This is a genomic window from Lentilactobacillus parakefiri, assembly GCF_002157585.1.
Lineage (GTDB): Bacteria > Bacillota > Bacilli > Lactobacillales > Lactobacillaceae > Lentilactobacillus > Lentilactobacillus parakefiri.
The window spans coordinates 1-26,615 of record NZ_BDGB01000005.1 but is presented as its reverse complement, the minus strand read 5'-3'; the positions used below and the strand labels follow the sequence as shown (position 1 = coordinate 26,615).

Annotated in this window: 22 protein-coding genes and 1 pseudogene; 13 read left to right on the top strand and 10 right to left on the bottom strand. The window is 43.3% G+C overall.

Translation table 11 applies throughout. From position 1 onward, the window contains the following. Window positions 1–194: 194 nt before the first annotated feature. Both LPKJCM_RS00470 and LPKJCM_RS00465 read right to left on the bottom strand, forming a co-directional pair. Complete coding sequence (locus LPKJCM_RS00470; RefSeq protein ID WP_057961929.1) at window positions 195–665, bottom strand: hypothetical protein; 471 nt, start codon at window positions 663–665, stop codon at window positions 195–197. Between the two features lie 162 nt (window positions 666–827). Then, entirely contained in the window at window positions 828–3,779 is a 2,952-nt protein-coding gene (locus tag LPKJCM_RS00465) for an MMPL family transporter (RefSeq protein ID WP_057961930.1), read from the bottom strand. Window positions 3,780–3,952: 173 nt separating this feature from the next. Here LPKJCM_RS00465 and LPKJCM_RS00460 point away from each other — a divergent pair, with 173 nt between their 5' ends. Both LPKJCM_RS00460 and LPKJCM_RS00455 read left to right on the top strand, forming a co-directional pair. Further along, window positions 3,953–4,531 (top strand): TetR/AcrR family transcriptional regulator, encoded by a 579-nt coding sequence (locus LPKJCM_RS00460; protein ID WP_057961931.1) that lies wholly within the window; start codon window positions 3,953–3,955, stop codon window positions 4,529–4,531. A 197-nt stretch (window positions 4,532–4,728) separates the two neighbouring features. Continuing rightward, complete coding sequence (locus tag LPKJCM_RS00455) at window positions 4,729–5,028, top strand: DUF2316 family protein (RefSeq protein WP_057961932.1); 300 nt, start codon at window positions 4,729–4,731, stop codon at window positions 5,026–5,028. 82 nt (window positions 5,029–5,110) lie between these two features. On the opposite strand, the gene LPKJCM_RS00450 is transcribed toward LPKJCM_RS00455, so the two are convergent. Beyond that, complete coding sequence (locus tag LPKJCM_RS00450; RefSeq protein WP_087069492.1) at window positions 5,111–5,830, bottom strand: surface layer protein SlpC; 720 nt, start codon at window positions 5,828–5,830, stop codon at window positions 5,111–5,113. A gap of 274 nt (window positions 5,831–6,104) precedes the next feature. Between LPKJCM_RS00450 and LPKJCM_RS00445 the strand changes: the two genes are divergently transcribed. The 6 genes from LPKJCM_RS00445 to LPKJCM_RS00420 all read left to right on the top strand — a co-directional run bounded on the left by LPKJCM_RS00445 (window position 6,105) and on the right by LPKJCM_RS00420 (window position 14,368). Further along, the gene (locus LPKJCM_RS00445; protein ID WP_174658992.1) at window positions 6,105–7,961 is read left to right on the top strand and encodes an N-acetylmuramoyl-L-alanine amidase; all 1,857 of its coding nucleotides are present in this window, start codon (window positions 6,105–6,107) and stop codon (window positions 7,959–7,961) included. Window positions 7,962–8,246: 285 nt separating this feature from the next. Further along, window positions 8,247–9,662, top strand: coding sequence for an aspartate ammonia-lyase (locus LPKJCM_RS00440; protein ID WP_057961934.1), 1,416 nt, complete (start codon window positions 8,247–8,249; stop codon window positions 9,660–9,662). Window positions 9,663–9,796: 134 nt separating this feature from the next. Then, complete coding sequence (locus tag LPKJCM_RS00435) at window positions 9,797–12,592, top strand: cation-translocating P-type ATPase (RefSeq protein ID WP_057961935.1); 2,796 nt, start codon at window positions 9,797–9,799, stop codon at window positions 12,590–12,592. A gap of 63 nt (window positions 12,593–12,655) precedes the next feature. Beyond that, on the top strand, window positions 12,656–13,108 hold the full coding sequence (locus LPKJCM_RS00430) for a MarR family winged helix-turn-helix transcriptional regulator (RefSeq protein ID WP_057961936.1): 453 nt from the start codon (window positions 12,656–12,658) through the stop codon (window positions 13,106–13,108). Further along, window positions 13,077–13,634 carry a GNAT family N-acetyltransferase gene (locus tag LPKJCM_RS00425; RefSeq protein ID WP_165758540.1) on the top strand — a complete coding sequence of 186 codons (558 nt, stop codon included), beginning with the start codon at window positions 13,077–13,079 and terminating at the stop codon, window positions 13,632–13,634. The genes LPKJCM_RS00430 and LPKJCM_RS00425 overlap by 32 nt, the downstream gene beginning before the upstream one ends. A gap of 17 nt (window positions 13,635–13,651) precedes the next feature. Further along, entirely contained in the window at window positions 13,652–14,368 is a 717-nt protein-coding gene (locus LPKJCM_RS00420) for a B3/B4 domain-containing protein (RefSeq protein WP_057961937.1), read from the top strand. A gap of 66 nt (window positions 14,369–14,434) precedes the next feature. Here the strand turns inward: LPKJCM_RS00420 and LPKJCM_RS00415 are convergent, their stop codons facing one another. Next, window positions 14,435–15,019 carry a zinc ribbon domain-containing protein gene (locus LPKJCM_RS00415; RefSeq protein ID WP_057961938.1) on the bottom strand — a complete coding sequence of 195 codons (585 nt, stop codon included), beginning with the start codon at window positions 15,017–15,019 and terminating at the stop codon, window positions 14,435–14,437. Between the two features lie 93 nt (window positions 15,020–15,112). Continuing rightward, a complete protein-coding gene (locus LPKJCM_RS00410) occupies window positions 15,113–15,688 on the bottom strand; it encodes a DapH/DapD/GlmU-related protein (protein WP_240034635.1) in 576 nt (191 codons plus the stop codon). A 131-nt stretch (window positions 15,689–15,819) separates the two neighbouring features. Between LPKJCM_RS00410 and LPKJCM_RS00405 the strand changes: the two genes are divergently transcribed. From LPKJCM_RS00405 to LPKJCM_RS00390, 4 genes are all read left to right on the top strand, one after another. Next, a complete protein-coding gene (locus LPKJCM_RS00405; protein ID WP_057961939.1) occupies window positions 15,820–16,998 on the top strand; it encodes an NAD(P)-dependent oxidoreductase in 1,179 nt (392 codons plus the stop codon). Between the two features lie 284 nt (window positions 16,999–17,282). Next, window positions 17,283–18,404 (top strand): NAD(P)-dependent alcohol dehydrogenase, encoded by a 1,122-nt coding sequence (locus tag LPKJCM_RS00400; protein WP_057961940.1) that lies wholly within the window; start codon window positions 17,283–17,285, stop codon window positions 18,402–18,404. 232 nt (window positions 18,405–18,636) lie between these two features. After that, window positions 18,637–20,112, top strand: a complete 1,476-nt coding sequence (aldA, locus tag LPKJCM_RS00395; protein ID WP_087069491.1) for an aldehyde dehydrogenase — start codon at window positions 18,637–18,639, stop codon at window positions 20,110–20,112. A 340-nt stretch (window positions 20,113–20,452) separates the two neighbouring features. Beyond that, on the top strand, window positions 20,453–20,674 hold the full coding sequence (locus LPKJCM_RS00390) for a hypothetical protein (RefSeq protein WP_057961941.1): 222 nt from the start codon (window positions 20,453–20,455) through the stop codon (window positions 20,672–20,674). Window positions 20,675–20,679: 5 nt separating this feature from the next. On the opposite strand, the gene LPKJCM_RS00385 is transcribed toward LPKJCM_RS00390, so the two are convergent. After that, complete coding sequence (locus tag LPKJCM_RS00385) at window positions 20,680–21,225, bottom strand: TetR/AcrR family transcriptional regulator (RefSeq protein ID WP_057961942.1); 546 nt, start codon at window positions 21,223–21,225, stop codon at window positions 20,680–20,682. 119 nt (window positions 21,226–21,344) lie between these two features. On the opposite strand from LPKJCM_RS00385, the gene LPKJCM_RS00380 reads away from it, so the two are divergent. Then, window positions 21,345–23,042, top strand: coding sequence for an MFS transporter (locus LPKJCM_RS00380; protein WP_057961943.1), 1,698 nt, complete (start codon window positions 21,345–21,347; stop codon window positions 23,040–23,042). Between the two features lie 79 nt (window positions 23,043–23,121). Here the strand turns inward: LPKJCM_RS00380 and LPKJCM_RS00375 are convergent, their stop codons facing one another. From LPKJCM_RS00375 to LPKJCM_RS13985, 4 genes and pseudogenes are all read right to left on the bottom strand, one after another. Then, a complete protein-coding gene (locus LPKJCM_RS00375; protein WP_057961944.1) occupies window positions 23,122–23,841 on the bottom strand; it encodes a sulfite exporter TauE/SafE family protein in 720 nt (239 codons plus the stop codon). 36 nt (window positions 23,842–23,877) lie between these two features. Continuing rightward, window positions 23,878–25,288, bottom strand: a pseudogene (locus tag LPKJCM_RS00370) (MDR family MFS transporter). Between the two features lie 159 nt (window positions 25,289–25,447). Beyond that, complete coding sequence (locus LPKJCM_RS00365) at window positions 25,448–26,212, bottom strand: DUF1828 domain-containing protein (protein WP_057961945.1); 765 nt, start codon at window positions 26,210–26,212, stop codon at window positions 25,448–25,450. A gap of 32 nt (window positions 26,213–26,244) precedes the next feature. Next, the gene (locus LPKJCM_RS13985) at window positions 26,245–26,484 is read right to left on the bottom strand and encodes a DUF6978 family protein (protein ID WP_057961948.1); all 240 of its coding nucleotides are present in this window, start codon (window positions 26,482–26,484) and stop codon (window positions 26,245–26,247) included. Window positions 26,485–26,615 lie beyond the last annotated feature (131 nt).

The following is a 26,615-nucleotide window of genomic DNA, read 5'->3' as shown; positions in this document are numbered from 1 at the left end:
TAAGTTGGTGATATTGATTAGATATGATATTCTTAATTCGGGTCATGAAGATACCTCTTTCTTGTTTGTGGTGAATTAAGAATAGGTCTTCATGGCCTTTTTGACTAGTCTGAATAAAGAACTGGTCTAGTAGAGCAGGTGTTGCACTTCAATTTTAAATCGAGGAAGTTTGTTTTTTGACATACAATGACTCCTTAGCTATTTGAATAAGACTTGTAAACAGGGGACCGGAAAAGATCAACATATGCGCCGCCTCCGGAGTAATCCCGAAGGACTCCGATCTTTTGGCCTTCAACGGTTCGATGCGTCCGCCGCCAGCCGCGGTCACTTTGATAGGCCTTGGTTGCATAGGCATTAAAGGTATATCGGTTGGTACCGGAAATTTTGGCAAAAGCCAACTTACGATATCCCTTCCAACTAGATTTGAAAAGGGTGTGTTTCTTACCGTTATACTTTTGGGTAACTGAATATTTGTTAATCTGGGTCAAACAGAACTTGCCATTGACGTATGAATACCAATTGCCGCGCCAACTGGTCGGTGTAGAACTGTGAATTGTGCCAACAGGGTAGTAGGTATCAGCGGCTTGAGCAGGCTGATGGTTGACGAAAACGGTGAAAATGAAACTAGCGGCTGCAATAACAGTCACCTTCAATAATTTATTCATTCAAATTCTCCTAAAAGTGTCCGGATCAAAAATAGAATCATTTTGGTGAAGCTCGCTCATTTTTGATTATACTCAAAAATGATAGCGTACCGAGCGTTGTTTTGTCAAATGACGTGTCAATAAAAGGCCCGCTGACATTAGTCAACGAGCCTAAAGGGGTCACTATTCTTTATCTTTACTTCTTCTAATTGGGTGGTCTTTTTCTTCTTGTTCAACCGATTTTTGATACATTTTATCGTTGACGTAAGGGTAAGTCCACTTAACCATTGCCGACATGATAATTGGTAAGGTCAATACCAAAATGATCAAACCAACAATCACGGTCATGGCAACTTGAATTAAAGTTAACACATTTGACGGAATCAGTGCGGCAAATGTGCCACCCAAGATGATGGCGGCGGAAATGACGACGGTCCCGATGATGGTTGCCGAGTTTAAAATGCGTCGGCGAACATCCGGAATTGCCCCGGCGTCACCACGATATCTCATCATTAAGAAGATGCTGTAATCGACTCCTAATGCAACCAACATGATAAAACTGAAGAACGGTGTGTTCCAAGTCAGCATGTTCTGGAATAACAGATAACCAGAAAGCCATTTAGTAATCTGCAGTGATCCCATGTAGGTGACGAGCAAGGTGCCAATGATGGTAATGGCCTGAACCAGCGAGCGGGTAACGATCATTAAGGCTAGGCCAATTCCGACTAGCATGATCACAGCCGTCCGGAAGAAATCACCATTAGCAATCTTCTGAAGGTCAGACGTTTGTGAGCTTTGACCACCGATAGCGACCTTAGCGTTCTTTAAACTGGTATCCTTCACTTTAGCATTCAAATCACGGGTGATTGTCCGAATTCGGTCGGCTGACTTAGTGGTACTTGGATCCGAATTAAGAACCACAGTAATCTTGGTAATCTTACGATCTTTTGACATAAATGCATCAAGGGAAGGGGTAAATGAAGCGCTCTTGATACTTGCAGCGGGCATGTAGAAGGTGTTACCCAAGTACGACTTTTGCATTTCTTTCAAATACTTATTAACAGTTGTGGTTCCATTTGAAACTTGATCCAAACCTGAATTGGCAGAAGTTAAACCAGTCTGTAATTCCTGCATCTGGTTCTGCAATGCTTTCATCTTCGAGTTCAGTGTTTGGACACCTGAATTAACTTGCGAACTGCCACTGGCGACACTCTGGGCACCTGAAACTAGTGATGAACTGTTAGAGTTCAGTCGACTGGCACCGCTGGTAATCCGATTAAGGCCATTTGAGAATGGGGCAACTTGTGAGTTCAAGCGGCCAAGGCCGGAAGATAGTTGTCTGGATCCTGACTGTAAGGCTGCCATCCGGGCACGAAGGGCTTTTAGTCTGGCAGTTTGGCTTCTAACTTGAGAAATCCCGGTATTCAATCGTTGGCTGCCGGCCGACAAACGACCCACACCAGATTGAAGGCTTGAAGTTCCCGAACTTAATTGTTGTGAGCCGTTAGCTAGGTTGCTGACTCCGGCAGTGTAAGAGGTCACACCTTGGCTCAGCTGCTGGGCACCGGTTTCCAGTTTGCTGGCACCGGCGGCTAATTTCTCCACTTGGGCGATGCTTTCAGAGGTGTTAGAGTTGGCTAACTTTTCGTTGGCACTCTTTAAGCCCTTTTGAACTTTCTTGATTCCTTGATTGGCTTGGTTTAAGCCGGTGGTGAGGCTTTCCAGCTGACTTTTGAGATACAATGAGTCAATCTTAGTCCCACCTGGACGGGTCACCGAAGCCACACTCTTAACGCCAGCTTCAGAATTGAGGTAGCCGGTTAATTGGTCGATTTCGGCTAAATGTTCCTGGGTATTAAGTGGTTTCTTGTTTTGAATATAGACGGTTGTTGGGCCGGACATTCCAGCAGGATAGTGATCCTGAATGATGTTATAGCCAGCCTTTGACTGAACCGAGTTTGGTAATTCGTCGGCACTGTTGAAATTAAGCTTTTGACTGCCAACGAACAACAGCGGCAGGGCAGCAATGATCAAAATTCCGACCATGATGAAACTATGTGAGAGGGTGAATTTTGAAAGAAAGTTCCATAAGAAGCTGCGATCGTGGGCAACAAGGTTCTTGCTTGGCCAGAAGAGTCGTTGGCCAAGGGTGGACATGAAGAACATGTTGAGGGTTAACAGAACCATTAATAGAATTGCGACCCCAACGGCAACCGCAACGCCTGAACGATAGAACGAGAATTTGGCCAGGGCTAAAGCTGCAAAACCAATCAGGACGGATGAGCCACTATATAAAATGGTTCGACCGGCATGCCGCCGGGCAGTTTTTGCTGCCGGGCCTGCTTCTTGACCTTTACGAATTTCCTCTTTAAATCGGTCATAGAGCAGGATGTTATAGTCTGTTCCAATTCCAAACAGAACCACTACCAAAAAGACTTGAGTAAAGTTGGAAATGGGAAAATCCCAGCGCTGCGCCAAATTCATGACCACATCCAATGACAGCAGGTAGGAAACACCAACAGTTAATAATGAAATGACAGGAATTAAGAAGGAACGAAAGACAATGATCAGCACAATGAAGATGAAGATCGCGGCAATAATTTCAGTTTTCTGAAGTCCCTGCTCTGTCACGGTGGAAAAATCTTCATTTAAGATGTCACTACCGGTCACGTAGGTTCTCATTCCTGGGGTTTTGATCTTGTTTAAGATTTTATCCGACTGACCACGAACCTTATCTTTTTTCGGAACGGTGATCATGACCATCTGGGTGGTACTATCTTTTGACTGAAGCTGTTGTTTGGCTGCTTGATTATCGCTTGGTGCAGTCACCGAAATAATGTGCAGGTCCGGATCGTTCTTGACGGCGTTGGTGGCGTCTTGAATCTGCAAGGTCTGCTCATCGCTCAGTTTACCGTGCTTATTATTAAAAACGGCGATGAGTGTTCGGGCATTTTTGCCGCCCTCATATTTTTTCTCAATTTTATTGGCAACTTCGCTCTGCACCGAAGCAGGGAGCTGGACAGTTCCCTTTTCATGGACTAACTGTGAAATATTTGGCAGCGTAAAAATGGCCACCAAAATTAAGCCAATCCAAACAATCAGTGATAACAGATGCTTCTCTTTGAATTTCTGCATTAAAATTCTTCCTCTCATTCCCTAGCGATAAAAATTGTTCTCTTGTTTAGATTTAGACACTTGTATAAGCAATATTAAAATGATAAACTCAGCGTGCATATGACGCAAGCAACATTTTGCTGCGTTAGTTCAAATTTAGACAAAACGATATAAATGCAAACAGAGGCTGGCTTATGAAATATGACTTAACAAAGAAACCAACGCGTGGTGCGCAACGGACCCTGGAATCATTTTCAACAACGATGATTGCACTTCTCTCCAAAGAACCATTTGAAAAAATTAGTGTCAACGAGATCTGTGATATCAGTAATTTTCCTCGGGCGACTTTTTATAACTACTTTGACGATAAATTCGACTTGGTAGCCTACTGCTGGTATGTAATTGCCCAAGAAATTGAAGTGGATCAGGCGACCGGATTAAAAGCTGAGACAACGTTGATCACCTATTTCGATCGACTTTACGACGTGTTCAAAAATAACCAGATGCTACTGGATAACGTGCTTCAATACAATGATTTTTCGGGACAGCTGGTTAACAGTTTTATTAATTATTTTAAAAATAAGCTCCAGGAAATCCTCACCAAATCAATTGATTATTCCAAGGCTGGCCTACCAGTTGAATTGATTGTCGATCACTGCAGCCAGACGGTTGTGTTGGTTTTAAAATGGATCTTTTTGAAACATCATGAGGCTGATAAACAGCGAGCTCATGAGTATTTGGAGAAATTATTGAACATTGAACATTTTATTTGAATTGACACCTTACATGGATCGCTCAATGACTATATATTACCATGAACATCCCTTTCATGAGTTGAATTTTCATGAAAAAATTAAGCAAAGCACCCTCTATTATAGCAAAATTGAACGTCATTTGTGCGTTAAGTTTAGATGTGTTACCATGCTACTTATGTATTCTTGAACCATTTTAATGATGAGGAAGTGACAGAATGGTCTTAACTTCAGATGAAGCAGCTGCAACCAGGCAGGAACTCCAGGGTAACTTTGATTTGTCAGGAATCACTTTGCAGATGGCGGCTGTTGATTTGAAAAGTACCCCTGAACATATTCAAGACGTTTTAAATTTAAAAAACTGTCAAAAAGAGGAACCTTGGATCCTCCGTAACTACTTGATTAAGCTTATTTTGCTTCAGGAAAAAGAACCCTATTCATTCTCAAAGTTGATCGGCGATCCCAAACGTTATCAGTTTTTGAATAATCATTGGATCGATCGTGGCGAATTGGCTTGAGGCATCTAATAAGGTGAATAATTGTGTTAAGAAAAATGGTCGCAGACAAAACAAGTTGTTTTGTTTACGACCATTTTACATTTTAATTTGCGGGCGAAGTGGTCACATCACTTTGTTTCACCCAGCCATTAACTTGTGGATGGGCAGCGTCTATTACATAGTAGTAAGTGGCATTTCCATCCCGATTGTTTTGCTTAGTGCCAACCTTGGTCACGGTCAGTGGATCTTTGTAAAAATCAGCCGTTGCGCTTAGGTTTCGGCCAACTTTGTATTGGGTATAGTCAGGTGCAACATAAGTTAATGTGGAAGCTTTTGGCGTCGTGAAGTACATTGTGGTATTGGAAAAGTAACTTGGAACCGTTGACTCCTCAAATGTAGCCGTGGGTTTTAAGCCGCCGGAAACTTCACTGGGATTGGCCGTCGGATCGCTTGTCCCAGCAAATATCCAACCCCGATAGGTTTTATCGAAAGAGACAACTTTAACGTACCAATCACCATTTGAAGTTTCAGCCGCTCGATAACTTCTGAAATAGGTTTGGCCAGCATCTGCAGTTGTCGACAGTGTCTTTAACACGGTCGCTTTGGTGACAACTTTTGAACTTTTATAGACGGGGACTTTCGAATAGAGTGGCGCCGTTCCCGTTGTCAGGTAATTACGGGAATTGCCGTCAGTTGTGAGCACCTGATTGCTAGTGACGGTTGTCATAGATTTAGCTGCTGCGTGAGTGAGCGTTGGGGTAAGGGCACCGATCGCAAGTACCAGGCCAATACCTAATATCAATTTGTTTGTTATTTTTTTCAAATTCATCCCTCCAACCACAATCTTTATTCAGAAAGTATACACCCATTTAAAAATGAATCATAGATTGAATAAAAAAATTAAAAAACGATTAGTTGATTCTCTAAATTCATTCCGATAAAACCCCGCAAATACCGGAAACGATAGATGGACATGTTTACCTACTGCCTGACTAATTAGAATATTTTTAATTTCAAGTGTATTTTTCCGACCGTTCGTTGTATTCTAGTTGTAATTATTATTTAGAATGGTGGATATTCATACAAGGAGTGACGACATGAAAAAACACGAGGGGCTATTTTCGCCAGTTCGCTGGTTGTTAATTTTTATCGCATTTACTGGATTAGTTGCCGGTTTGAAGACACAATTGGTTCAGGCAAAGGCTAGTACGCTCGAAACAGATTTCCAACAAGCAGCTGCCAAGTACAAGGTACCAGTCGATCTGCTTAAAGCGGTGGCATATAACGAAAGTGCCTTTGAAAGTCACAATGGCAAGCCCAGCGTGGCCGGTGGCTATGGTGTGATGCACTTGACTGATACGGCTGGTTTAACGCCAAGTGGTGCTGATTCCAAGGCCGTTAAAGTTCCCAATGCAGCTTCACTGCATACAGTGCAAAAAGCTGTGAAATTAACCGGTCTCAGTGCGAGTCAAATCAAAACCAACTCAGCGGATAACATTAACGGTGGGGCCGCTTTGCTGGCAGCGTATCAGAAATCATTGGGCAAATCGCTGACATCAAGTATCGGCGGCTGGGACGCTGCCGTGAAGAAATACAGTCAGTCGGATTCTCAGGCTGCTGCTGATTTCTTCGCTGCCAATGTGTATAAAATCTTGGCTAAAGGCGTCAATCATAATGGTGTCAAAATCTCGCCCCAGAAGGTGAATACATTGAAAGATGAAGCGATCGATACGACCGGTGGCGAATCGGGCCAAACGGATGGGCCCGCCGGCCTTCCAATTGAATGGATTCCCGCATTATACAAAACCTTTGATGATCAAGGTGATTATGGAAACTATGACCTTGCTGATCGGCCAAATGATGAAAAAATCAATTACATTGTGATTCATAACACCGAGACCAGTTTTCAAGAAGCGCTCACACTTTTTTCAACACCAACCTATACGACCGCGAATTACGTTGTCAGTTCCACTGAAGGGACGGTTGCTGAAATGGTTCGACCACAAAATGTTGCTTGGCATGCCGGCAACTGGTACATTAATTCGCATTCAATCGGCATCGAGCACGAGGGTTATGCCGCCGTTGGCGGATACTGGTACACCGAAAACATGTATAAGTCTTCAGCAGCTTTGGTTAAATATCTGGCAGCCAAGTATGATATTCCACTGGATCGCCAACACATTATCGGCCACGACAACGTGCCTGGGTTGACCCCGGCAGCACAAAAGACGATGCATTGGGATCCTGGAACCTATTGGAACTGGAATCACTACTTTGAATTAATGGGGGTTGATTTATCTAAAAGTGATGGCAATACAGATAGTCACATCATCACGATTACCCCTAATGACAAAACGAATTTGACGGCCGATTCCGGTCAAAAAGTAACGGATAATGGGGTGAACTTACCACTGGCCGGATCGAATTTTGTTTACCTCTACAAGCAGCCAGGCTTTAGTACTAATTTGATTGCCGACAAGGACTTTTCATCCGGTCAATCCGGTACCACCGAGAAAGATGACTGGAGTGATAAAGCCGTTTATGGTCAGCAGTTTAGTAAAATCGGCGAGCAGGGGGATTGGACAGAAATTAATTATGGCGGCCAAGATGCCTGGTTCTATAACCCAAGTGGTGCTAATTCAACTAACGCAACTGGCAAACTCGTAACTGCTAAGGGATCAACAGCCGTGCCCGTGTATGGAAGTGCTTATCCAAGCAATCGTATTTTGAAAAAGAATCAAGTGACCGGTATCAAGCCAACGCCGATTTATCAGCTGCAGCCAGGTCAAAAATACGTGTATGGCGGCACAGTGACCTCAGACTATTTCAATTCACACTTCAATTCCAATTTACCGAAGAATGTTATTCATGGTACCGATGACTATTATCAGATCCAATTTAACCACCGGATTGCGTTCGTGAAGGCGTCAGATACCACACTGTTAAATGACTAACGAGTAACACTTATCGAAATTGAATCGATGGCTGACCCAGAAGGGCCGAAACGGCAACTTGCCTTTCGGCCTTTTTTGACGGCTACTAATGTCATTAAAAGTAACATTAATCAGATTTCTTTAGACTCTCTTTGAATTCTATTAATTGTGCCACCAACATGTAAGGTATTGGTATACCTGATATTTTGAGAATTTTAACGAGGCCTGTTGACTTTTCGAAAAATGGGTATATATTAATACCCGTAAGCAAATGTCATAAAACATTACATGAAATGAGGGAATCCTATGAGAATTGAGAGAGATTGCATCGGAGAAATGTTTGTACCTGATAACGTGCTTTACGGAATTCACTCACTGCGAGCGAAACACAATTTTCCAATTACCAATGAAAAGGTTGATCATGCGATCATTCAAAGCTATCTGCAGATCAAGAAGGCCGCTGCTTTAGCTAACGAGCAGGCCGGAACTTTAGACAAAGAAAAGAGTGCTTTGATCGTGGCTGCTTGCAACCAATTACTATTCTCGAATGATGACAGTGCTTTTATCGTGCCGGCAATTCAGGGCGGGGCTGGAACGTCAACCAACATGAACGTGAATGAAGTCGTCGCTCAACTTGCCATGCGATTAAGCGCCAAAAATGGTCAAGAACCTTTGGTGATCAAACCAAACGATGATGTCAATCAGTCACAGTCGACCAACGATACTTATCCGACTGCGGGGAAGATGGCAATGTTAAAACGACTAGCCCCATTGACGACAGCCGTTTGTCGGTTGATTGATTCCTTAACTGATAAAGCAGGTGAATATTCTGCAGCAATTAAAGTCGGTCGGACTCAGCTTCAGGACGCTGTTCCAACGACCTTTGGCAGAACTTTCACGGCTTATGCTTCAATGTTTAAACGTGATCTCTTAAGACTAAAGCACGCTCAAAAGGCTCTTTCGCAAGTTAACCTTGGCGGGACAGCGATTGGCACTGGCATCAATGCCACATCAAAATATCAATCAACCATTATTCCAATTCTCAATCAATATTCCCATCTTTCACTGCATCAAGCCAGCGATCTGGTTGATGCCACTCAGAACAGCGATGCTTTTACCACCATATCTTCAGCAATGAAGTCCCTAGCTGCCAATTTATCCAAATTCAGTAATGACTTGCGGTTACTTTCAAGTGGCCCACAAGCTGGTTTGAACGAATTGGAACTGCCCAAGAAGGCTACTGGATCTTCGATTATGCCGGGAAAGGTCAACCCAATCATCCCCGAAGTTGTCAATCAGGTGGCATTTGAAACCATCGGCAACGATGTGACAGTCACGATGGCAGCTGAGAGTGGCCAGTTGGAGTTAAATGCGTTCGAACCGATTATGTTCAAGAGCATTTTAACCAGTGAACAGCACCTAGAAAAGGCGATTGAGACACTGGTTGAGAACTGCGTCAGTGGGATTAAGGTAAACGTTGCCGATTGCCGCCATGAAGTTGAGCATTCATCGATTGCGGCGACGGTTCTTTCACCGCTGCTTGGCTATGAAAAAACGACCGCGCTGATTAAGGAAGCATTGGCCACGCAACAATCGGTCAAGGCACTTGTAAAACAAAAGCAACTGCTCCCCGATTCATTGGTTGACAACCTGTTCACGCCGGAAGTATTGACCAATGTCCGCAAAGTGAAGAAGGAAAGATCTGCTGCTGGTTCAAATTAAACAATATGATTGGAAGTCAGCTTGATTTAAGCTGGCTTTTTTATTATCCAAACAGAATTACCCCATTATTTTCAACCGCGATATAATTGAGTTGGTTAGGTCAACGATTTTTGAAAAAATGGGGTGATTTGATAATGAAACAGAATAAATCAACGCTGATCGACGATGAAGCCAAGGCCGATCCCTCCGATTTGATGCGTCAGTTTCAAACTGGCAACGGGGGTCTCTCACAGGCAGAAGCCGATAAGCGTTTGGAGAAATATGGTCCAAATACGATTCGGCAGGGTAAACGTCAATCTGAGTTGATTGTCTTTTTGGCAAACTTTACGTCGTTGATGGCAATTCTTTTGTGGGTGTCTGGGGTGATTGCGATGTTCGCAGGTATGCTGGAACTCGGAATTGCGATTTGGGCGGTAAACGTGATTAATGGCTGCTTTTCATATTGGCAGCAACACGCCGCCCAAAAGGCAACTGACTCCTTGAAAAAAATGCTGCCCGCCTATGTCAAAGTCCGCCGGGAAGGTCAATCTCGGCAGATCAAAGTCGAGCAGTTGGTTCCCGGCGATATTTTTGACATTCAGGCCGGTGACTCAATCCCTGCAGACGCCAGGGTGTTTAACGCTGCTAACCTCGAGGTCGACGAGTCTTCTTTGACCGGCGAATCGGTACCGGTTGAAAAACTTGACGCTTATCAGCACGGCGACGGCGAGTTTGCTCAGCGAAACATTGTTTTTGCCGGGACCATTTGTACCAGTGGCACAGCGACGGCACTGGCTTTAGCAACTGGGATGGACACCGAATTTGGCAGGATTGCGACTTTGACTGAATCACAGAAAAAAACCGTTTACCCGCTGGAACGGGAGCTCAATCATTTAACTCGGCAATTGACGATTATTGCGATCATGATTGGAATTGCTTTTTTCCTGTTGGCGATTTTCTTTGTTAAATATCCAGTCACCAAATCTTTCATTTTTGCATTAGGGATGATTGTCGCCTTTATTCCCGAGGGGCTGTTGCCGACGGTCACTTTGTCGCTGGCTCAGGGAACTCAACGAATGGCGAAAAAGCATGCTTTGCTCAAAAATTTGAGCAGTGTCGAAACTTTGGGGCAGACGACGGTTATTTGTTCCGATAAGACTGGCACGCTGACTCAAAATCAGATGACCATTAATCATTTGTGGCTGCCAAGTCAAGCGTACGATGTGACTGGAACGGGGTACGTTAATAATGGTCAGATTCAATTGAATGGTCACCAGATTGACCCGGCCACCCAACCGGATTTAGAGAAGCTGTTAATCAACGCGACAATCAATAATGATACCGAAGTGACTGAGGGCAAAGCTGGTGAAAAATCAAAAATCCTTGGGACTCCCACAGAGGCGGGACTGGTCATTCTTTCACGTAAAGCCGGGCTTGATGCAGCAGCTGAGCGGAAGAGATTTCCCAGATTAAAAGAATTGCCCTTTGATTCGGGACGCAAATTGATGTCTGTGATCACGAAAACTTCTGATGGTATGTTGGTGATCAATACCAAAGGGGCACTCGGCAGTGAACTAAAAATCTGTGATCGCATTCTCGATAACGGTCATATTCGACCGTTAACAGCCGATGACAAAAGTAAAATTTTGCAGGTGAATGAAGACTATTCCAAACAAGGTTTAAGAACGCTGGCATTTTCTTATCGAGTGGTTGATGGGGACGATCCATTAAGTCACCAATCGCTTGAAAGCTGCACAATTGAAAGTGCGGAACAGCATATGGTCTTCATTGGGCTGGCAATGATGTCAGATCCACCGCGTCCAGAAATATTTGACACTGTTCGAAATTGTCAACGCGCCAACATCCGCATCATCATGGTTACCGGGGATAGTCCCACAACAGCCAAGAGTATTGCAACCAAAATTGGCATTACCTCTGATAAGGTCAGAGTGATTTCCGGCGTTGAACTGGATAAGATGTCTGATGCCGAACTTCAAGAAGCCGTCAAGGGTGAAGTTATTTTTGCCCGAGTTGCACCGGAACACAAGTTTAGAATTGTCTCTATGTGTCAGAAAAATGGTGACGTGGTGGCCTCAACCGGGGATGGTGTCAATGATGCCCCCGCACTTAAACGAGCAGATATTGGCATCGCCATGGGCGTGACGGGAACCGATGTCGCCAAAGATGCTGCTGATATGATTTTGACCGATGATAACTTTGCCTCAATTGTCAGCGCGATTGAGGAAGGACGAACCGTTTACAGTAATCTGCAAAAGTTTCTTCTATATATACTCACCAGTAACGTTCCCGAAGCTGCGCCATCGGTTATCTTTCTGCTGACCCGCGGACTCGTCCCGTTACCATTAACTGTTATGCAGATTTTAACGGTTGATTTGGGAACCGATTTGCTCCCGGCGCTAGGTTTGGGGACCGAAAAGGCAGAGCCCGGGATTATGGATCAGCCACCACGTCCTTTGAACAGTCACTTGTTGAATCGCTCGATTATCTGGAAAGCATTTGGTTGGTATGGTTTGATTGCTTCAGCGATTTCAACGTTTGCCTACTTCTTCGTCAACCATGTCAATGGCTGGCCTCAAGTGCCACTGGCAGGCTCCGGATTAGTCTATGCTGAGGCGACCACAATTACCTTGGCAGCAATTGTCTTTTCCCAGATTGCCGCGGCAATGAACTGCCGAACCCAGATTTCCTCTGTTTTTTCAATTGGCTTATTTAGTAATCACCGAATTTTACTGGGGATTTTGGTGGAAGTTGTCTTAGTGGCACTGTTGATGTACGTCCCATTCCTTCAAGGCGTCTTCAATACTGGGCCGCTAAATGGCTCTGAATGGCTTTTCCTGTGTTGCATTCCGGTCCCAATCTTTTTGGTTGAGGAGCTGCGGAAATATGTTGTTCGTCAAATTAAGCATCATCAGACCAAAGCGGCTGATTAATCGTTTTGTTGCATTTGCAACAAAAGTAGTTTACAATGAATCCATCAAGAAAGGGCTGATCACTTGGCAGAGATTTTAAGACCAATTGGTGCAATTGCCAGAGCTTTGGATTCAATTGCCAATGTGGAATTTAAACAGTTCGATTTAACCAAGGGGCAATATTTGTATTTAGCCAGAATTTGCGAGCATCCCGGGCTTTTTCAAGATCAACTGGCTGAAATGATTAAGGTCGATCGAACCACTGCTGCCCGGGCAGTTGAAAAGCTGGCAGTAAAAGGGTTTGTGGTTAAACGGCCTGACTCGACGAATAAGAAGATTCGGCGGTTATTTCCAACTGAAAAGGCGCAGACCACCTACCCAAATATTTTGCGGGAGAACCAGTATTCCAACCAAGTGGCGTTGAAGTCATTAACGATTGATGAAGCTGATGAACTGGCGCGTTTGCTGCATAAGGTTTGTGCCAACATCGATGATGACTGGCACTATGTCAAAAAAGGAAATCTTAGAAAGTATTGAGGATGAAATTGTGACGATTGTGATTAGGAAATGTACTTTGGCAGATATCGGAGAGCTGCAGCAGATTAGCAGGGAAACGTTTGCTGACACTTTTGGATCGGAAAATAGTTCTGAGAATTTAAATCAGTATTTGGATGAGTCGTATCGTTTGGATCGACTCACCCAAGAATTCAAGAATCCAAATTCGGCATTCTTTTTTGCCCTGGCTGACGGCCAACTTGCCGGTTATTTAAAGGTGAACGTTTTGGATGCGCAGACAGAATCAATGGGGCCTCAGGCATTGGAAATTCAGCGCATTTATATCAAAAGGGCCTTTAAACGTCAGGGAATCGGATCAAAATTGATGACAAAGGCATTGGCGGTCGCAAAAACCAAACAGCGTTCTACCGTTTGGCTGGGGGTTTGGGAGCACAACCTTCCTGCCCAGCACTTATATCGAAAGTTTGGTTTCAAGCAAACCGGCGACCATGTTTTTACGCTGGGGGAAAGCCGGCAGCGTGATCTTATTATGACGCGAACACTTTAAGGAGCGGATCAGCATTTATGAAAAAATTTATTTTAGACCCTAAAACAATCGAATTATTTCCGGATATTCAAATTGACGTCATGACCTTGCATGGCATCGATAATCACGTGAATGAAAAAGACGACCCGTATTTCCAGAAGCTCCTGGAGGAAGGGAGTCAAGCAGCTGAACAATTTATCACCGTCGACCCATTTCGTGATAATCCGGTAGTTGCCGAGTGGCGGGAAGCTTTCCGTAAGTTCAAGACGAAGAAGGGGGCCCGCTCGACGATTGAAGCCTTGTTAAAACGGGTCAGTCATGGAAAGCGCTTTTCGCCAATTGCCCCGCTGGTTGATATTTATAATTCTCAATCGCTCAAGTACGGTGTCTCTGTTGGTGGTGAAAATGTCGATGCAATTACCGGGGACATGCACTTGGGAGAAGCCAAGGGTGGCGAATTCTTTCTGCCATATGGTGAGGAGGAAGATATGCCTGCTTTACCAGGTGAAATATGTTACATGGATGACAAAGGTGCTGTTTGTCGGTGCTTTAACTGGCGTGAAAATCAGCGGACTGAACTGACTGAGAATACCACCAATCCAATCATTGACATTGAATCGATTAATCCCGATCAGGCAGCCTGCTCAGATATTGCCATCAAAGCCATTCAACGACTTTGCAAAGACTACTTTGGGATAGAGGGGCAACTCCAGAAATTAAATGCTGAGAATCCTGAAATTGTCATTGCTAAATAAAAAAAGGAGGTTGTCGCATTCCCTTGCTTTGGGATGCGACAACCTCCTTTGACTTTGATTCCGAGCCTATTTGTGATATTTATCAGCGATATTATACTTAATATCACCGCTATCGACTTTCAACAAAACTTTCTTTTTATCATGCTTATCAATTACTTTGAACTTAGCGTAAGCGTGGTTAGCGTAAACCTTGTGGAAAGCCTTTGAACGATCACGGGAGCGATTAACCAAATAGTTCCATTTGTCTGGATTTCCGGCCTTGAGCTCTTTGACGGCTTGACTGTTCTGGCTGACCTTGATCGTGACACCCTTATTCTTATCCGCTTCAACGGACGGTTTCTTGCCGTAAGGGGTCTTGTCTTGGGTATTGAACAAATACTGGGTTAATTCACGCGCAACAGTTTTGTGACCGGGGCCATCCTGAAGGGTGAACATACTGCCGACAAAATAAATTACAGCGGCGCCAACAACCAGGGAGATAAACTTTCCAACCGGTTTTTGGTACCACTTCATCAATTGATCAACATCTTTATTCTGAACTTCATCTTCCTCAAGCCATGGTTGCTTAGCACCACAGTATGGACAAAAGTTTGAGTATGCTGGAATGGTTTTGCCACACATCACACAGGACTTCGTCTTTTCTTCAGACATTTATCATGCTCCTCCAATATGTACCTTTGCGAATATACCAATTAATTATAGCAAAGATTTGCTTGGTGGGAACAGCTAAGTTCAAAATTATCGTTAGTGAGGCAGGTGTTTATCAATAAATTCTTTAATCGGTAGCCGAAAATCAAGATAATATTTCTCAAGATCTTCTCTAGACCAATTCCACCAGGCAATTTTTTCCATATCAGTTTTAATTTCGTCAGGGAAACGATCCTTGATCGGCTTGGCGGGGATGCCGCCTACGATGGTGTAGGGGGCAACGTCCTTGGTGACCACGGCTCCTGACCCAATGACCGCGCCGTCGCCAACTGTGACCCCAGCTTGAATAATCACGCCGTGGCCGATCCACACATCATTACCAATGGTGGTCCGAAGATGGGTTCGCTTTTCCAAAAACTCGGTATCCGGATGATCAAAACCATAGGCGCCACCGTTATAGGCAAATATATGTTGTGCTGGTCGATCGTAGGGATGATTGGTCGGTCCGATTCGAATCATCGCGGCCATACTGATGAACTTTTTCAGGTCACTATTTTGGATGAAACAATATTGGCCGGTGTAGGTATAATCGCCAATCGAACTATTGTCGATTAAATTACTGCTTCCTATTTCCACCCATTCCCCGAATGTAGTATTCTTGGTTTGAGTCATTTTTCCAATCGTTGGTTTATCCTTTGATAATTTCCAAAATCAATGTGCATACGACCAACCTCTTTCTCAAAATAATTTCTAACAATCATTATAATCTGTTTTCAGACTATTTAGTTAAAAGGAGCTTACAAATGTTTGAAGTGAAGACCATTGATCGGTTTGACCTAACCTATTTTGCTGGGGACGTCTTTCGGACCTCCAACACTGATACCCCGGATGCCATTTTGGTGCGTAGTTCCAAGGTCGACGACAGCTTGATTTCCAAGCGTTTATTACTGATTGCCCGTTCCGGGACTGGGACCAACACGATTAATGTTGATGCGGCAACCGCCAATGGGACCGCCGTTTTTAATACACCAGGGGTCAATGCAAACGCGGTCAAGGAACTGATTATTCAGAATCTATTCAGATGTCTGCGACCACTGAACGGCGCAGTTGAAATGATGCAGCAGCTAAAAGTTGCTCCGGGCGAAGATCTGCAGGCGGCGGCCGAAGCCAAACGTGGCGATTTTATTGGTGAGGAATTATACGGACGAACACTGGGTATTCTAGGATTGGGAACCATCGGCCAACGCTTGGCGGATGCGTGCTACCACATGGGGATGCAGATTATCGGCTATAATCGTAGTTTCAAGAATCTGCGCCACGTCCAGCAGTTGGATACCATTGACGAAGTTTTGGAGCAGGCCGATTTTGTTGTGATTTTATTACCGTTAACCGACCAAACCAACCAGCTCTTGTCTACCAAACAATTTGAACTGATGAAGGATAATGCTTACCTGCTGAATTTTGGCCGGGGAGAGATTGTTGATAATCGAGCAGTTGTCTCGGCGTTGAACCATAATGAATTTGCCGGGTACGTGTGTGATTTTCCCAAGACTGAACTGCAGGATCACCCAAAGATTACCCTGTTACCACACTTAGGCGGCAACACAATTGAGGCCCTCACCCATTCTGCGAACTTGATTTTGCAAAATTTGCTGGATTTTCTAGACTATGGCACAGTTCGAAGCTCAGTGAACTTTCCGCGGGTTGATTTACCATTCATGAGTAATCAACGACTGACCTTCTTCTTCCACGCCAGAGACACGTTCTGGGTGGATGTTGCAGGGATTATGAGTCGTTATGATTTGCCGGTTCAAGAAATGATGGGCAACACGATGGATGGGTATGGCTATACGATTGTTAACACGGATCTCGGGGAAATGACGAATCAACAATCGGAATCACTTATAAACGTTTTGAACGGGGTTGAAGGAATGATTCGCGTCCGCTTATTAAATAACCCAACCCAAGGGGAATGGCAGTAAACTTTAGTAAGTGTTTCACAACCATTAAAAAATTTAAAATTATGAGACTGAAAGCAAGAGTATGGTTCTCGTTATCTCCAAAGGACGTTTCAAAACAAAAAGTCGAATAAGTATTGAAATTAATTTTCAACCGCCTATAATAAGCATTGTAAGCGGTTGTTAGTTGAAAAGAGCAAATGATTAATTCACATATTCGCACTCATTTAAGCGCTGAATAATCATTTGCTTTTCTGTTGTTTGCAATTGCTCACTAAATAACAAATATAGTATTTGGAGATGTGATTATGCGAATTAAAGCAGCTGTTGTTAACAAAAAGGGCGGAGACTTCGAAATGAAGGATGACGTCGAATTAGCAGATATGCAGGCTGATGATTTACAAGTTCATATGGTTGCCAGCGGGATCTGCCATTCAGACGAAGCTTTACGAAAAGGAACTGCTGAAATTGGTTACCCAATTGTTCTTGGTCACGAAGGATCAGGAATTGTTGAAAAAGTGGGTTCTGAAGTTAAAGACTTCAAGCCCGGTGATCACGTTGTTCTGTCATTTTATGGCTGTGGCAACTGTATCAACTGTTTAAAAGGAATTCCAACTCAATGCTTAAATTACGCAGCAAACAACTTGTCAGGTGTTCGTCCTGACGGCAGTGCCCACTTTACCGAAAATGGTCACCAAGTTGCTGACATGTTTGACCAATCATCATTCACGACGACAACCGTTGTCCGTGAACGAAATGCAGTTAAAGTTGATAAGAATTTGGATTTGCGTCAATTGGGACCGCTTGGCTGTGGCTACGTTACAGGTAGTGGGACGGTCTTCAACACTTTGAAGCCGGAACCAGGTTCTACGATTGCTGTCTTCGGGACTGGCGCCGTTGGTTTGGCTGCAATGATGGCCGGCCGAATCTCTGGCTGCACCAAAGTCATTGCTGTTGATATTGTTCCTGACCGTTTGAAGTTGGCCAAGGAATTAGGCGCTACCGATACGATTAACAGCAAAGACGTCGATCCAGTTAAAGCGATTCAAGATTTGACTGATGGCTATGGTGTTGATTATGCCGTTGATACCACAGGTGTTAAATCAGTCATGGAAGCATCAATCAAGGCTTTGGCACAGGGCGGCACGACCGCAACGATTGCTGTTACCGACCAACACGTTGATTTGGATACTTGGAATGATCTGTGTGTCAGCGATCGTAAAGTCGTTGGTGTCAACATGGGTGATTCAATTCCTCAAGTCGACATTCCTCGTTTGATCAAGTTCTACAAGATGGGATTGTTTGACTTCGATAAGACTGAAAAGTTCTACAAGTTTGATGATATTAACCAAGCTAACGCTGATTCTGTCAGTGGTAAAACGATCAAACCCGTTTTGGTTATTGATGAAGATTACAAGCCTGGCAAGTAGCGGCGTGTGAGTTGGGGCGGTTAATGACCGAACGCTAAGTTTCCGAAATTCAAAATCAAGTCTGATTTTGAGCCGAGGTGCGTAGCAGGAAGTCATTGTTCTAAAAAAACACGCTTCCACAACTAACAGCAAGGTATCTAAAGGTCCATTAAAAAACTAAAAATATTTGTTCCTGCCACATGGCGTTCAATTACACTGTTGCCGACAGGTATCTTGAAAGGGAGCAACTATTATGGCACAAAATGCTGTTGCATTGAAACATTATCAAATGTATATTAACGGAAAATTCATGGATTCAAAGTCAGGTAACGAAATTACCGTCTTAAACCCATCAACTGGTGAAAAGATTTCGACGGTTCCCGCTGCTACTCGGGAAGAAGCTAAAGAAGCCATCGATGCGGCATATGAAGCTGAAAGAACATGGAAGAAAGTTCCCGCTGCTACCCGTGGCAAATATCTCCACGATGTTGCCACTGAGATTCGCAGTGAGAAGGATCACTTGGTTGAAATGCTCCAAGAAGAGCAAGGTAAAATCAAGTCGTTAGCAACCACTGAAATTATGTTCTCAGCCGACTACTTCGATTACATGGGCAGCGCTGCTCGGACTTATGAAGGTGAAATTCTTCAATCCGACAACCAGAACGAAAACATTATGATTGCCAAGCAGCCAATTGGTGTCGCAGCCGGCATCTTACCGTGGAACTTCCCATTCTTCTTGATTGCCCGTAAAATGGGTCCAGCATTGGTAACCGGCAATACCATCGTCATGAAGCCATCTTCAGACACACCAAACTTAGGACTTGAATTTGCCAAGATTGTTGAAAAAGTTGGTATTCCAAAGGGTGTTGTCAACATCATTTCAGGTCGTGGTTCTGTTGTTGGTGATGAATTAACCAAGAACGAGAAGGTCGGCATTATTAGTTTAACTGGTTCCGTTGATTCTGGTAAACGTGTCATGTCTGGTGCTGCAACTCACATGGCCAAGGTTTCACTTGAATTAGGCGGTAAAGCACCAGCCATTGTCTGCAAGGATGCTGACATTGACCTGGCCGTTCAATCAATTATTGACTCACGGGTTGATAACAATGGTCAACTTTGCAACAACTGTGAACGGGTATACGTTCAAGAAGATGTTGCTGACGAGTTCATTAAGAAGTTGTCAGACAAGATGTCAAAGATCACCGTTGGTAACGTGATGAAAGACGATAACATTGGCATGGGTCCACTGATTAACCAAGAAGCTTTGGACAAGGTTGCCGGAATGGTTGACCGTGCTGTTCAAGCTGGCGGTAAGGTCACAGCCGGTGGTCACAAGCTGAACATCGAAAATGGTTTCTACTACGAACCAACTGTGATTACCAACGTCAAACAAGACTCAGAAATTGTCCAAGACGAAATCTTTGGTCCAGTACTGCCAGTATTGACCTTTAAGACTTTGGACGATGCCATTGAAATGGCGAATGATTCAGACTTCGGTTTGACTTCATCAATTTTCACCGAGAACTTGGACAACGCAGCGCGTGCTGCCAACGAACTCGAAGATGGTGAAACTTACATTAACCGATTCAACTTTGAAGCTATGAATGGTTCACACTCAGGCTGGAAAGAATCAGGTATCGGCGGCGATGATGGTCGTCATGGTATCGAAGAATTCTTGAATACCCACGTTATTTACCTGCAAGGGCATCCGGAGAAAGCACAAGGATAGAGTGCGACTAGGCCCGTTTAACCCCGGTGTATAAGGCAGAGGGACGGATTGATGAACGGTTTTTGTTCATCGATTCGTTCCTCTGCCTTATACGTTAGGGGTTGGGCCGTCGGAGCACGTTTCATCCAAATAACAGTGAACATTCACTCAAAAAAGCATCCACTAACAAACTTTCATATGAGTTTGTTAGTGAATGCCTTTCTTATGAGTGATGATCAAGACTGATTCGGATCGTCTATAATATTGCTGGATATTATCATTATTGGTGATAGCAAAAATGTGACTTCGATATAAGCCGGACATATAATATTCCCAAACAAATGCAGGAGGGGACCTTATAATGACTTGGTCCAATATTATCGGTGGCGTGTTAACGTGTGGAATTGGTCTATTGTTAATGATTACGGGCTTAATGGTGATGCGGGGAAAATGGTCAAGAATCGTTGCCGGAAACCTTTTTAACGATGATCAAAAGTCGGTTAGTCGTCATAAGAAGGTCATTGGGACTCTTTATATTTCACTGGGAGTCTTATGCCTATTATTTGATCTGATCGTTTTTTGACCCCCCTAAAAGTTTGTCTCATGCCCCATGAACTGAGAAACTTTCTTACCCATGTATTCGGGTGATTCAATCAGACCGCCCTTTAACCAACTAATGGACATGTTGACAACGGCACCAGCTAAAAAGTCGGTTCGGTATTGATTATCGGTACTATTGAACTTTGGTGCATACAACGCACCTTTTTTCTCTAAATATTGATTTGATGTCTTAAATGCTTTAATCAGCACTTGTTCTTTGCCAACCGCAATTAATGTTAATTGTGCGTTGGCATTATCTTTTACCAGCTGAAAATAATGAGTCATGAGCGTTTCAAAACTAATTTTTTGTTGATTGGGCAGTTTTCTGATATAACCAATGATTCCCAAAATTTCATTTTGTGTAATCACATCGTCAAATGAGCGAAATCGCTTATAGTAGTATGACCTTGAAACGCCTGCTTTCTGACATAATTCAGTGATCGAAATATTTTCGATTCGTTTTGTTTTCATGAGTGCAATTAAGGCTGTAAAAGTTGCCGTTAGCTTTTGATCTCGAACTTCAGTTGGTGGCATAGTTTACAATAATCTCCTTTTTGTCCACAGTTCATTTTCTATTACTTTACATCATGATAATTTGTTAAACAAGAGTTGTTCCAATCAACTCTAATTATGACATGATAGGGAGAATGAAAATGGATAAGCGAAAAAAATTGATTGTTTTTTCAATGGCTGTTGGGATGTTTTTATGTATGCTTGATACAACGGTTATGAACATTGCATTGCCGAAGGTTCAAACTGGGTTGCATGTGAGTCTAGAGGATTTATCTTGGGCGCTCAATATTTATACAATTGTATTCGCAGTCTTCACAATTCCGTTTGGTCGAATTGCGGACATTGTCGGTCGGAATAGGGTGTATGTTGTTGGGCTCATTTTGTTTGCCTGCGGTTCCTTTTTTTCTGGTGCCGCCACCACAGCACCGTTTTTGATTGTTGGCCGGGGTATTCAAAGTCTCGGCGCCGCAATCGTTTTTCCAGCCAGCATGACAATCGGAATTGCCACTAACAGTTTTCAGGATCGGACGAAGGTGTTGGCAACGTTGGGCGTGACCCAGGGGATTGCTGCTGCGCTTGGTCCCACAATTGGTGGGGTTGTGACCCAGTACTTAGGGTGGCGATATATCTTTTTCATCAATATTCCACTGGTTATATTTGTCATTATCTCGTGTGGGATATTACTGCCAATGAAGGCTGAGAAAGTGACCAATCCCAGGATCGATGTGTGGGGGATGTTGCTTTCTATGGGGATGCTGTTATCACTGACGCTGGTTTTGGTTAAGGGTAATGATTGGGGCTGGGAAAGTCGGCCAGTTGTTGAATTGATTGGCATGGTGTTAATCGCGTTTGTATTGTTTATTCTCGTTGAAAGGCGAACTGCTGCACCGATGATTCCGCTGGGGTTATTTAAAGACCGACAATTTGTGGGTGCATCCTTAGCAGTGATTTTAACCGGGGTCTTTCTGGTTGCGATCATGGTGATTATGCCAACATTTTTTACCAGAGTTTTGAATAAATCTGAGCTGGTGGCCGCTTTCATGATTACACCGACCTCAGCGATGATTTTTGTCTTTTCACCGATTGGCGGGCTTTTAATTGGTAAGATTGGTCCAAGATTAATGGTTTCATTGGGTTTTCTGGCAATGATTGGCGGTTATATGACCTTAGCAGTGATTAATCCCAGTCATTACAATGAGCTCGTGATTAGTCTGTTGTTAATTGGGGCCGGTTATGGCGTTATCGCTGGCCCGGTGGTCGTGTTAGGGGCGTCCAAATTCACTGGTGAACTATTATCTGCGTCACAAAGTGTGCTTGGCTTATTTCGGCAGATTGGAACTTTACTTGCCGTGGCGATTTTCGTTTCGGCACTCACCACCAATCTAAAAGCCGCGCAGAATCAATCAGTTATTCAAGCAAATACCAGAATTGAAGCTGCTTCGATTCCCCACACGGAGAAAGTGACTTTTAAACGCCAGGCAAATAACGCTATTCATCACGATGGGGTAACGTCCAAGCAGTCGGCTGGGACAACTGGGGCAGCTGTGAGTGCCGTCATTCATCGTCAATATGAAGCGACCTTAAAAATGATGCCTCATTATCAATTTTTGGACCATGAGCAGAAGGTGAAGCTGTACCATGCCGTTGCCTCAAAAGTGACCACAAAGATTCAGAACCAAATGATGACCGTTCGATTCATTCAGCGGCAGGTTGTCGGACAAACCAGGAAAAATATGAAAGTGGCATTTATGAAGCCTTACCGGCAAGCAATCCCATTTATCATTGTTGCCGGGTTCTCGAGCTTGTTATTTGATCGAAAAAAGGATTACTGCGGTTAATGTTTGTTAAAATAGCGACTTCACACTCGGGGCTAATTGAGTGTGAAGCCGCTACGTTACGTTTGATGGCTATGTTTAATCATTGAACCAAGTAAAAAATGCCACTGACCCCAATCAATACAAACACACATTTCTGAATCATCGTGATATTCATATGGACCGTAATCCGATTGGCAATCATGGTTCCAATGACACCACCAACGACCCCCAATAGAATGAGGTGGACATCATTTAAGCTCAAAATACCATTATAAAAACGAATACTTGTTATATACAACTGATCGATCAGGAAGAAGGCTTGAATACTGGCAAGATATTCCTCTTTTGTATCTGCCAAGGATAGAAAATAAAGTGCCATTAACGGTCCGCCAATGCCAAATAGGCCATTGAAAAAGCCGGAAACGATCATAAAAATGATTGCAATATAAATTGGGTAATGTTTTCTGCCTTCTGATTTGACGAACAAGAAATACAGCGAGAGCGCAACCAGTAGACCACCCAGCATTGATTTTAACAAGTGAACGTTGATTGAGTTGACTAGTTGCAATGCCACGAATGCCACACTGGCATAAACGACAAACGGCCAGATGATTCGCTTAAATTTGATGCTGTGCCGGTAACGCCAGGCCAACATAATGTTGGAAACCGACATAATCAGGGAGGCCACTCCGGCACTTTGGGGAATCGGCAAAATCGTTGGTAAAAAGACCATCAGGACAATTGCCGAGCCAAACCCCGTCACCCCTTGGACAATTCCAGCAAGGACTGCTGGTAGGAGCACGAATATAAAGTTAGTCATGCCAAGTCTCCTCTCAAATAAATGGTGCCGTCACTGCTAGACATGTGATAACTTAGTCTGAGACTTCCGGTGAAGTTTGGGGGACTGTTTGGTGTAGAGCTTTCGCGACATAAAAAGTGCCACGACCAGGAAGGCCAAACACATTGTGAAGCCGGCTTGAATGCCGGTCTGCTGATAATTGGCGTGGCCAGCGAAAAAGTGACTGGCAATGTTAATGGTGGCAACAATGATGGCGGTCCCAAAGGAAGCCGCGATTTGTCGCAGGGTGTTAAATGCAGCAACGCCATCAGCAATTAAGTCATTTGGCAGATAGGACAGTGCCTGTGTCTGGATTGGAATGAGAATCAGGACCAATCCCAATTGGCGAATCGTCTGACCCATTGTTAACATTAACACCGAAGCATTAACGTCAATGAATGCCTGCATCATGGTGCAAAAACAATCGATTAAGATGCCAGTCGTCACGATAATTCGAACCGGATAACGGTCGAACAGCCGACCGCTGATTGGTGACATAAACCCGGTTAAAAGTGCGCCTGGTAACAATGATAGCCCAGAGACGATGGCACTTTTTCCCATAATGGTTTGGATTAGCAGTGGCAAAAGGATTGTATTGCCATACATCGTCGAAACAATGAGTGAATTGACGAGAGTGGCGGTCGTAAACTGCCCATTTTTGAAGACTGCCAAATTGACAAACGGATGATCGGATTTTCCTTGGGTGAAAGCAAATAGTGCGATCAAGATGGCGCCGATGACGAATGGCAGCCAGACAGTTAAGGAGGTTACTGGGGACTGACTTACATTTGAAAAACTCCACAAGAGGCCTAACAACCCAAAACTGATAGTCATCAAGCCTTCGACGTTAAATTGGGGTTCTTGGTTAGTTGGGATCTTGGGTAAGGCGCTGACTGCCATCACTAAATCGATGATAATAAATGGTAGTACCAGAATAAATAGGTAACGCCATGAGAAGTAGTTCAAAATGACGCCGGAAAGCGTCGGGCCAATGATCGGTGAGAAGTTAAATGCCAAGCCGACAATTCCCATAACAGCGCCTTTTTTGCCAGGCTCTGCGTAGCGAATTGCCAGGGTGTTGACCAGTGGCATCATCATGCCGGCACCAATGGCTTGGATCATTCGACCGATGATTAGGGTGAAAAAATTTGGTGCAAGGGCACCAAAAATCGTTCCAACCAAAAAGACGCTGACGAAAAAAATAAATAAGGAACGAAAGGTGAATTTTTTCGTTAGATAGGCACTAACTGGAATCATGATTGCATTCACCAGTGTGTAGCCGTTACTAATCCATTGAACCGTCCCCCGACGAAATATCGAATACCTTCATAAATGTTGGTAGGGCAACGTTCATGAGCGTTGAACAGAGAATACAAAAGAAGGCGCCGAAGATCATGATGATCAGTGAATAACGATTTTGCTTTGACATTAACAGGACTTCCAAATATGTATTTTATTGATTTTGAAAAATAGCAACTCTAAATAGTGTAATTTTAATAATAGATAATTGCAATAGGCTGATAGTTAATTGCTAATTATAGAATAAATAAAAACGGAATTGCGCGATTGCAATTCCGTTTTTGGCCTATTATCGAAGTGCAAGAATCTCCATCTTATTGCTCCAAGGGATTAGACGAATATCCGCATCTTGTGCGATTTTTATTGAATTTGAGGATACATCCGAGGCATCATTATTAAAAATCATTGTATATGACAATCCGTTTGTTGAAACGGTTCTGTTTTCTCTAATATCTTGAAACTTATAGGCCGATGTCATTACTTGATTAAAGGAAATCCGATTTTGCAAATCAATCATTCGGGTCGGACGGTTGTTCTTTTTAGGGATCACATAATCTAAATTATATGAGACACCGCTTTTACCTTCGAAAGGGTGTTTTTGAAGACCACCAAAATCATTTTCATCAAAATATTTGTATACTTCATCGAAAAATAAGCTTTCGACGTTGGGTCGTCGAGTATTTGCAATATCATTAATTTTAATAATTGCAGAAATAAAATTTTGCTTTAGTAATGGAAAGTTTTTGATACTACCTTTTACATAAAGGGTATCATTCCTTTGTTTGATTAAATACTCGTTTTTGATCCTATCTAATAAGTCCTTTCTCACCGAAGCATTCATGTCAATTCCAAGTAAGTACAGATCTTCTAGCGTGATGCCATCATCACTTAATTCAATTTGGTTTCTATCCAAGGGTTTAACATAGATTCTTAAATTATCTCCAATTGTGTTTAAAAAGGGCGTTGTAATTTCATCAGCAACGTCAACGTCTTTAACTGTATACTGTTTTCGCAACCAATTAGTATATTCATCAAGCAACTCACTGGTTTTCATTGTCTCATCTCCCTTCAATATTTGTATGAATCTTAAATTAGTTTTTGTTCGATTGAAAGTTCATTTATATCAAAGTTATTGTATTTTAGAAATTCTTGTAATGATTCGATAATATCCTCTGTTAAATTATACTTCTCCAATTTATCCAGAGGTATGGCCAAAAAACCATTATCGTGCTCATCATCAAAGATGTGCACATGAGGTGTTGGAATTCCTCTATGTGTTGCTCCCACCAGATCAATTCTAAGCAGTACCTCGCTTTTCTTATACATGGTAGATTGTAAAATTAATCCGAACGCTGTTCGGACAAAAAAGATCAGCTTCCTTTAAAATGGTGTTTACCACAAACCCATCTTTTAGGAGCTGATCTTTTGTCTAGTATAACCTATTCCGAACGAATTAA

Bases quoted from the DNA above. Each gene is read 5' to 3' on its own strand.
- LPKJCM_RS00470 (WP_057961929.1), bottom strand. From the start codon at position 665: ATGAATAAATTATTGAAGGTGACTGTTATTGCAGCCGCTAGTTTCATT.
- LPKJCM_RS00465 (WP_057961930.1), bottom strand. From the start codon at position 3,779: ATGCAGAAATTCAAAGAGAAGCATCTGTTATCACTGATTGTTTGGATT.
- LPKJCM_RS00460 (WP_057961931.1), top strand. From the start codon at position 3,953: ATGAAATATGACTTAACAAAGAAACCAACGCGTGGTGCGCAACGGACC.
- LPKJCM_RS00455 (WP_057961932.1), top strand. From the start codon at position 4,729: ATGGTCTTAACTTCAGATGAAGCAGCTGCAACCAGGCAGGAACTCCAG.
- LPKJCM_RS00445 (WP_174658992.1), top strand. From the start codon at position 6,105: ATGAAAAAACACGAGGGGCTATTTTCGCCAGTTCGCTGGTTGTTAATT.
- LPKJCM_RS00440 (WP_057961934.1), top strand. From the start codon at position 8,247: ATGAGAATTGAGAGAGATTGCATCGGAGAAATGTTTGTACCTGATAAC.
- LPKJCM_RS00435 (WP_057961935.1), top strand. From the start codon at position 9,797: ATGAAACAGAATAAATCAACGCTGATCGACGATGAAGCCAAGGCCGAT.
- LPKJCM_RS00425 (WP_165758540.1), top strand. From the start codon at position 13,077: ATGTCAAAAAAGGAAATCTTAGAAAGTATTGAGGATGAAATTGTGACG.
- LPKJCM_RS00420 (WP_057961937.1), top strand. From the start codon at position 13,652: ATGAAAAAATTTATTTTAGACCCTAAAACAATCGAATTATTTCCGGAT.
- LPKJCM_RS00415 (WP_057961938.1), bottom strand. From the start codon at position 15,019: ATGTCTGAAGAAAAGACGAAGTCCTGTGTGATGTGTGGCAAAACCATT.
- LPKJCM_RS00410 (WP_240034635.1), bottom strand. From the start codon at position 15,688: ATGACTCAAACCAAGAATACTACATTCGGGGAATGGGTGGAAATAGGA.
- LPKJCM_RS00405 (WP_057961939.1), top strand. From the start codon at position 15,820: ATGTTTGAAGTGAAGACCATTGATCGGTTTGACCTAACCTATTTTGCT.
- LPKJCM_RS00400 (WP_057961940.1), top strand. From the start codon at position 17,283: ATGCGAATTAAAGCAGCTGTTGTTAACAAAAAGGGCGGAGACTTCGAA.
- aldA (WP_087069491.1), top strand. From the start codon at position 18,637: ATGGCACAAAATGCTGTTGCATTGAAACATTATCAAATGTATATTAAC.
- LPKJCM_RS00390 (WP_057961941.1), top strand. From the start codon at position 20,453: ATGACTTGGTCCAATATTATCGGTGGCGTGTTAACGTGTGGAATTGGT.
- LPKJCM_RS00385 (WP_057961942.1), bottom strand. From the start codon at position 21,225: ATGCCACCAACTGAAGTTCGAGATCAAAAGCTAACGGCAACTTTTACA.
- LPKJCM_RS00380 (WP_057961943.1), top strand. From the start codon at position 21,345: ATGGATAAGCGAAAAAAATTGATTGTTTTTTCAATGGCTGTTGGGATG.
- LPKJCM_RS00375 (WP_057961944.1), bottom strand. From the start codon at position 23,841: ATGACTAACTTTATATTCGTGCTCCTACCAGCAGTCCTTGCTGGAATT.
- LPKJCM_RS00365 (WP_057961945.1), bottom strand. From the start codon at position 26,212: ATGAAAACCAGTGAGTTGCTTGATGAATATACTAATTGGTTGCGAAAA.
- LPKJCM_RS13985 (WP_057961948.1), bottom strand. From the start codon at position 26,484: ATGTATAAGAAAAGCGAGGTACTGCTTAGAATTGATCTGGTGGGAGCA.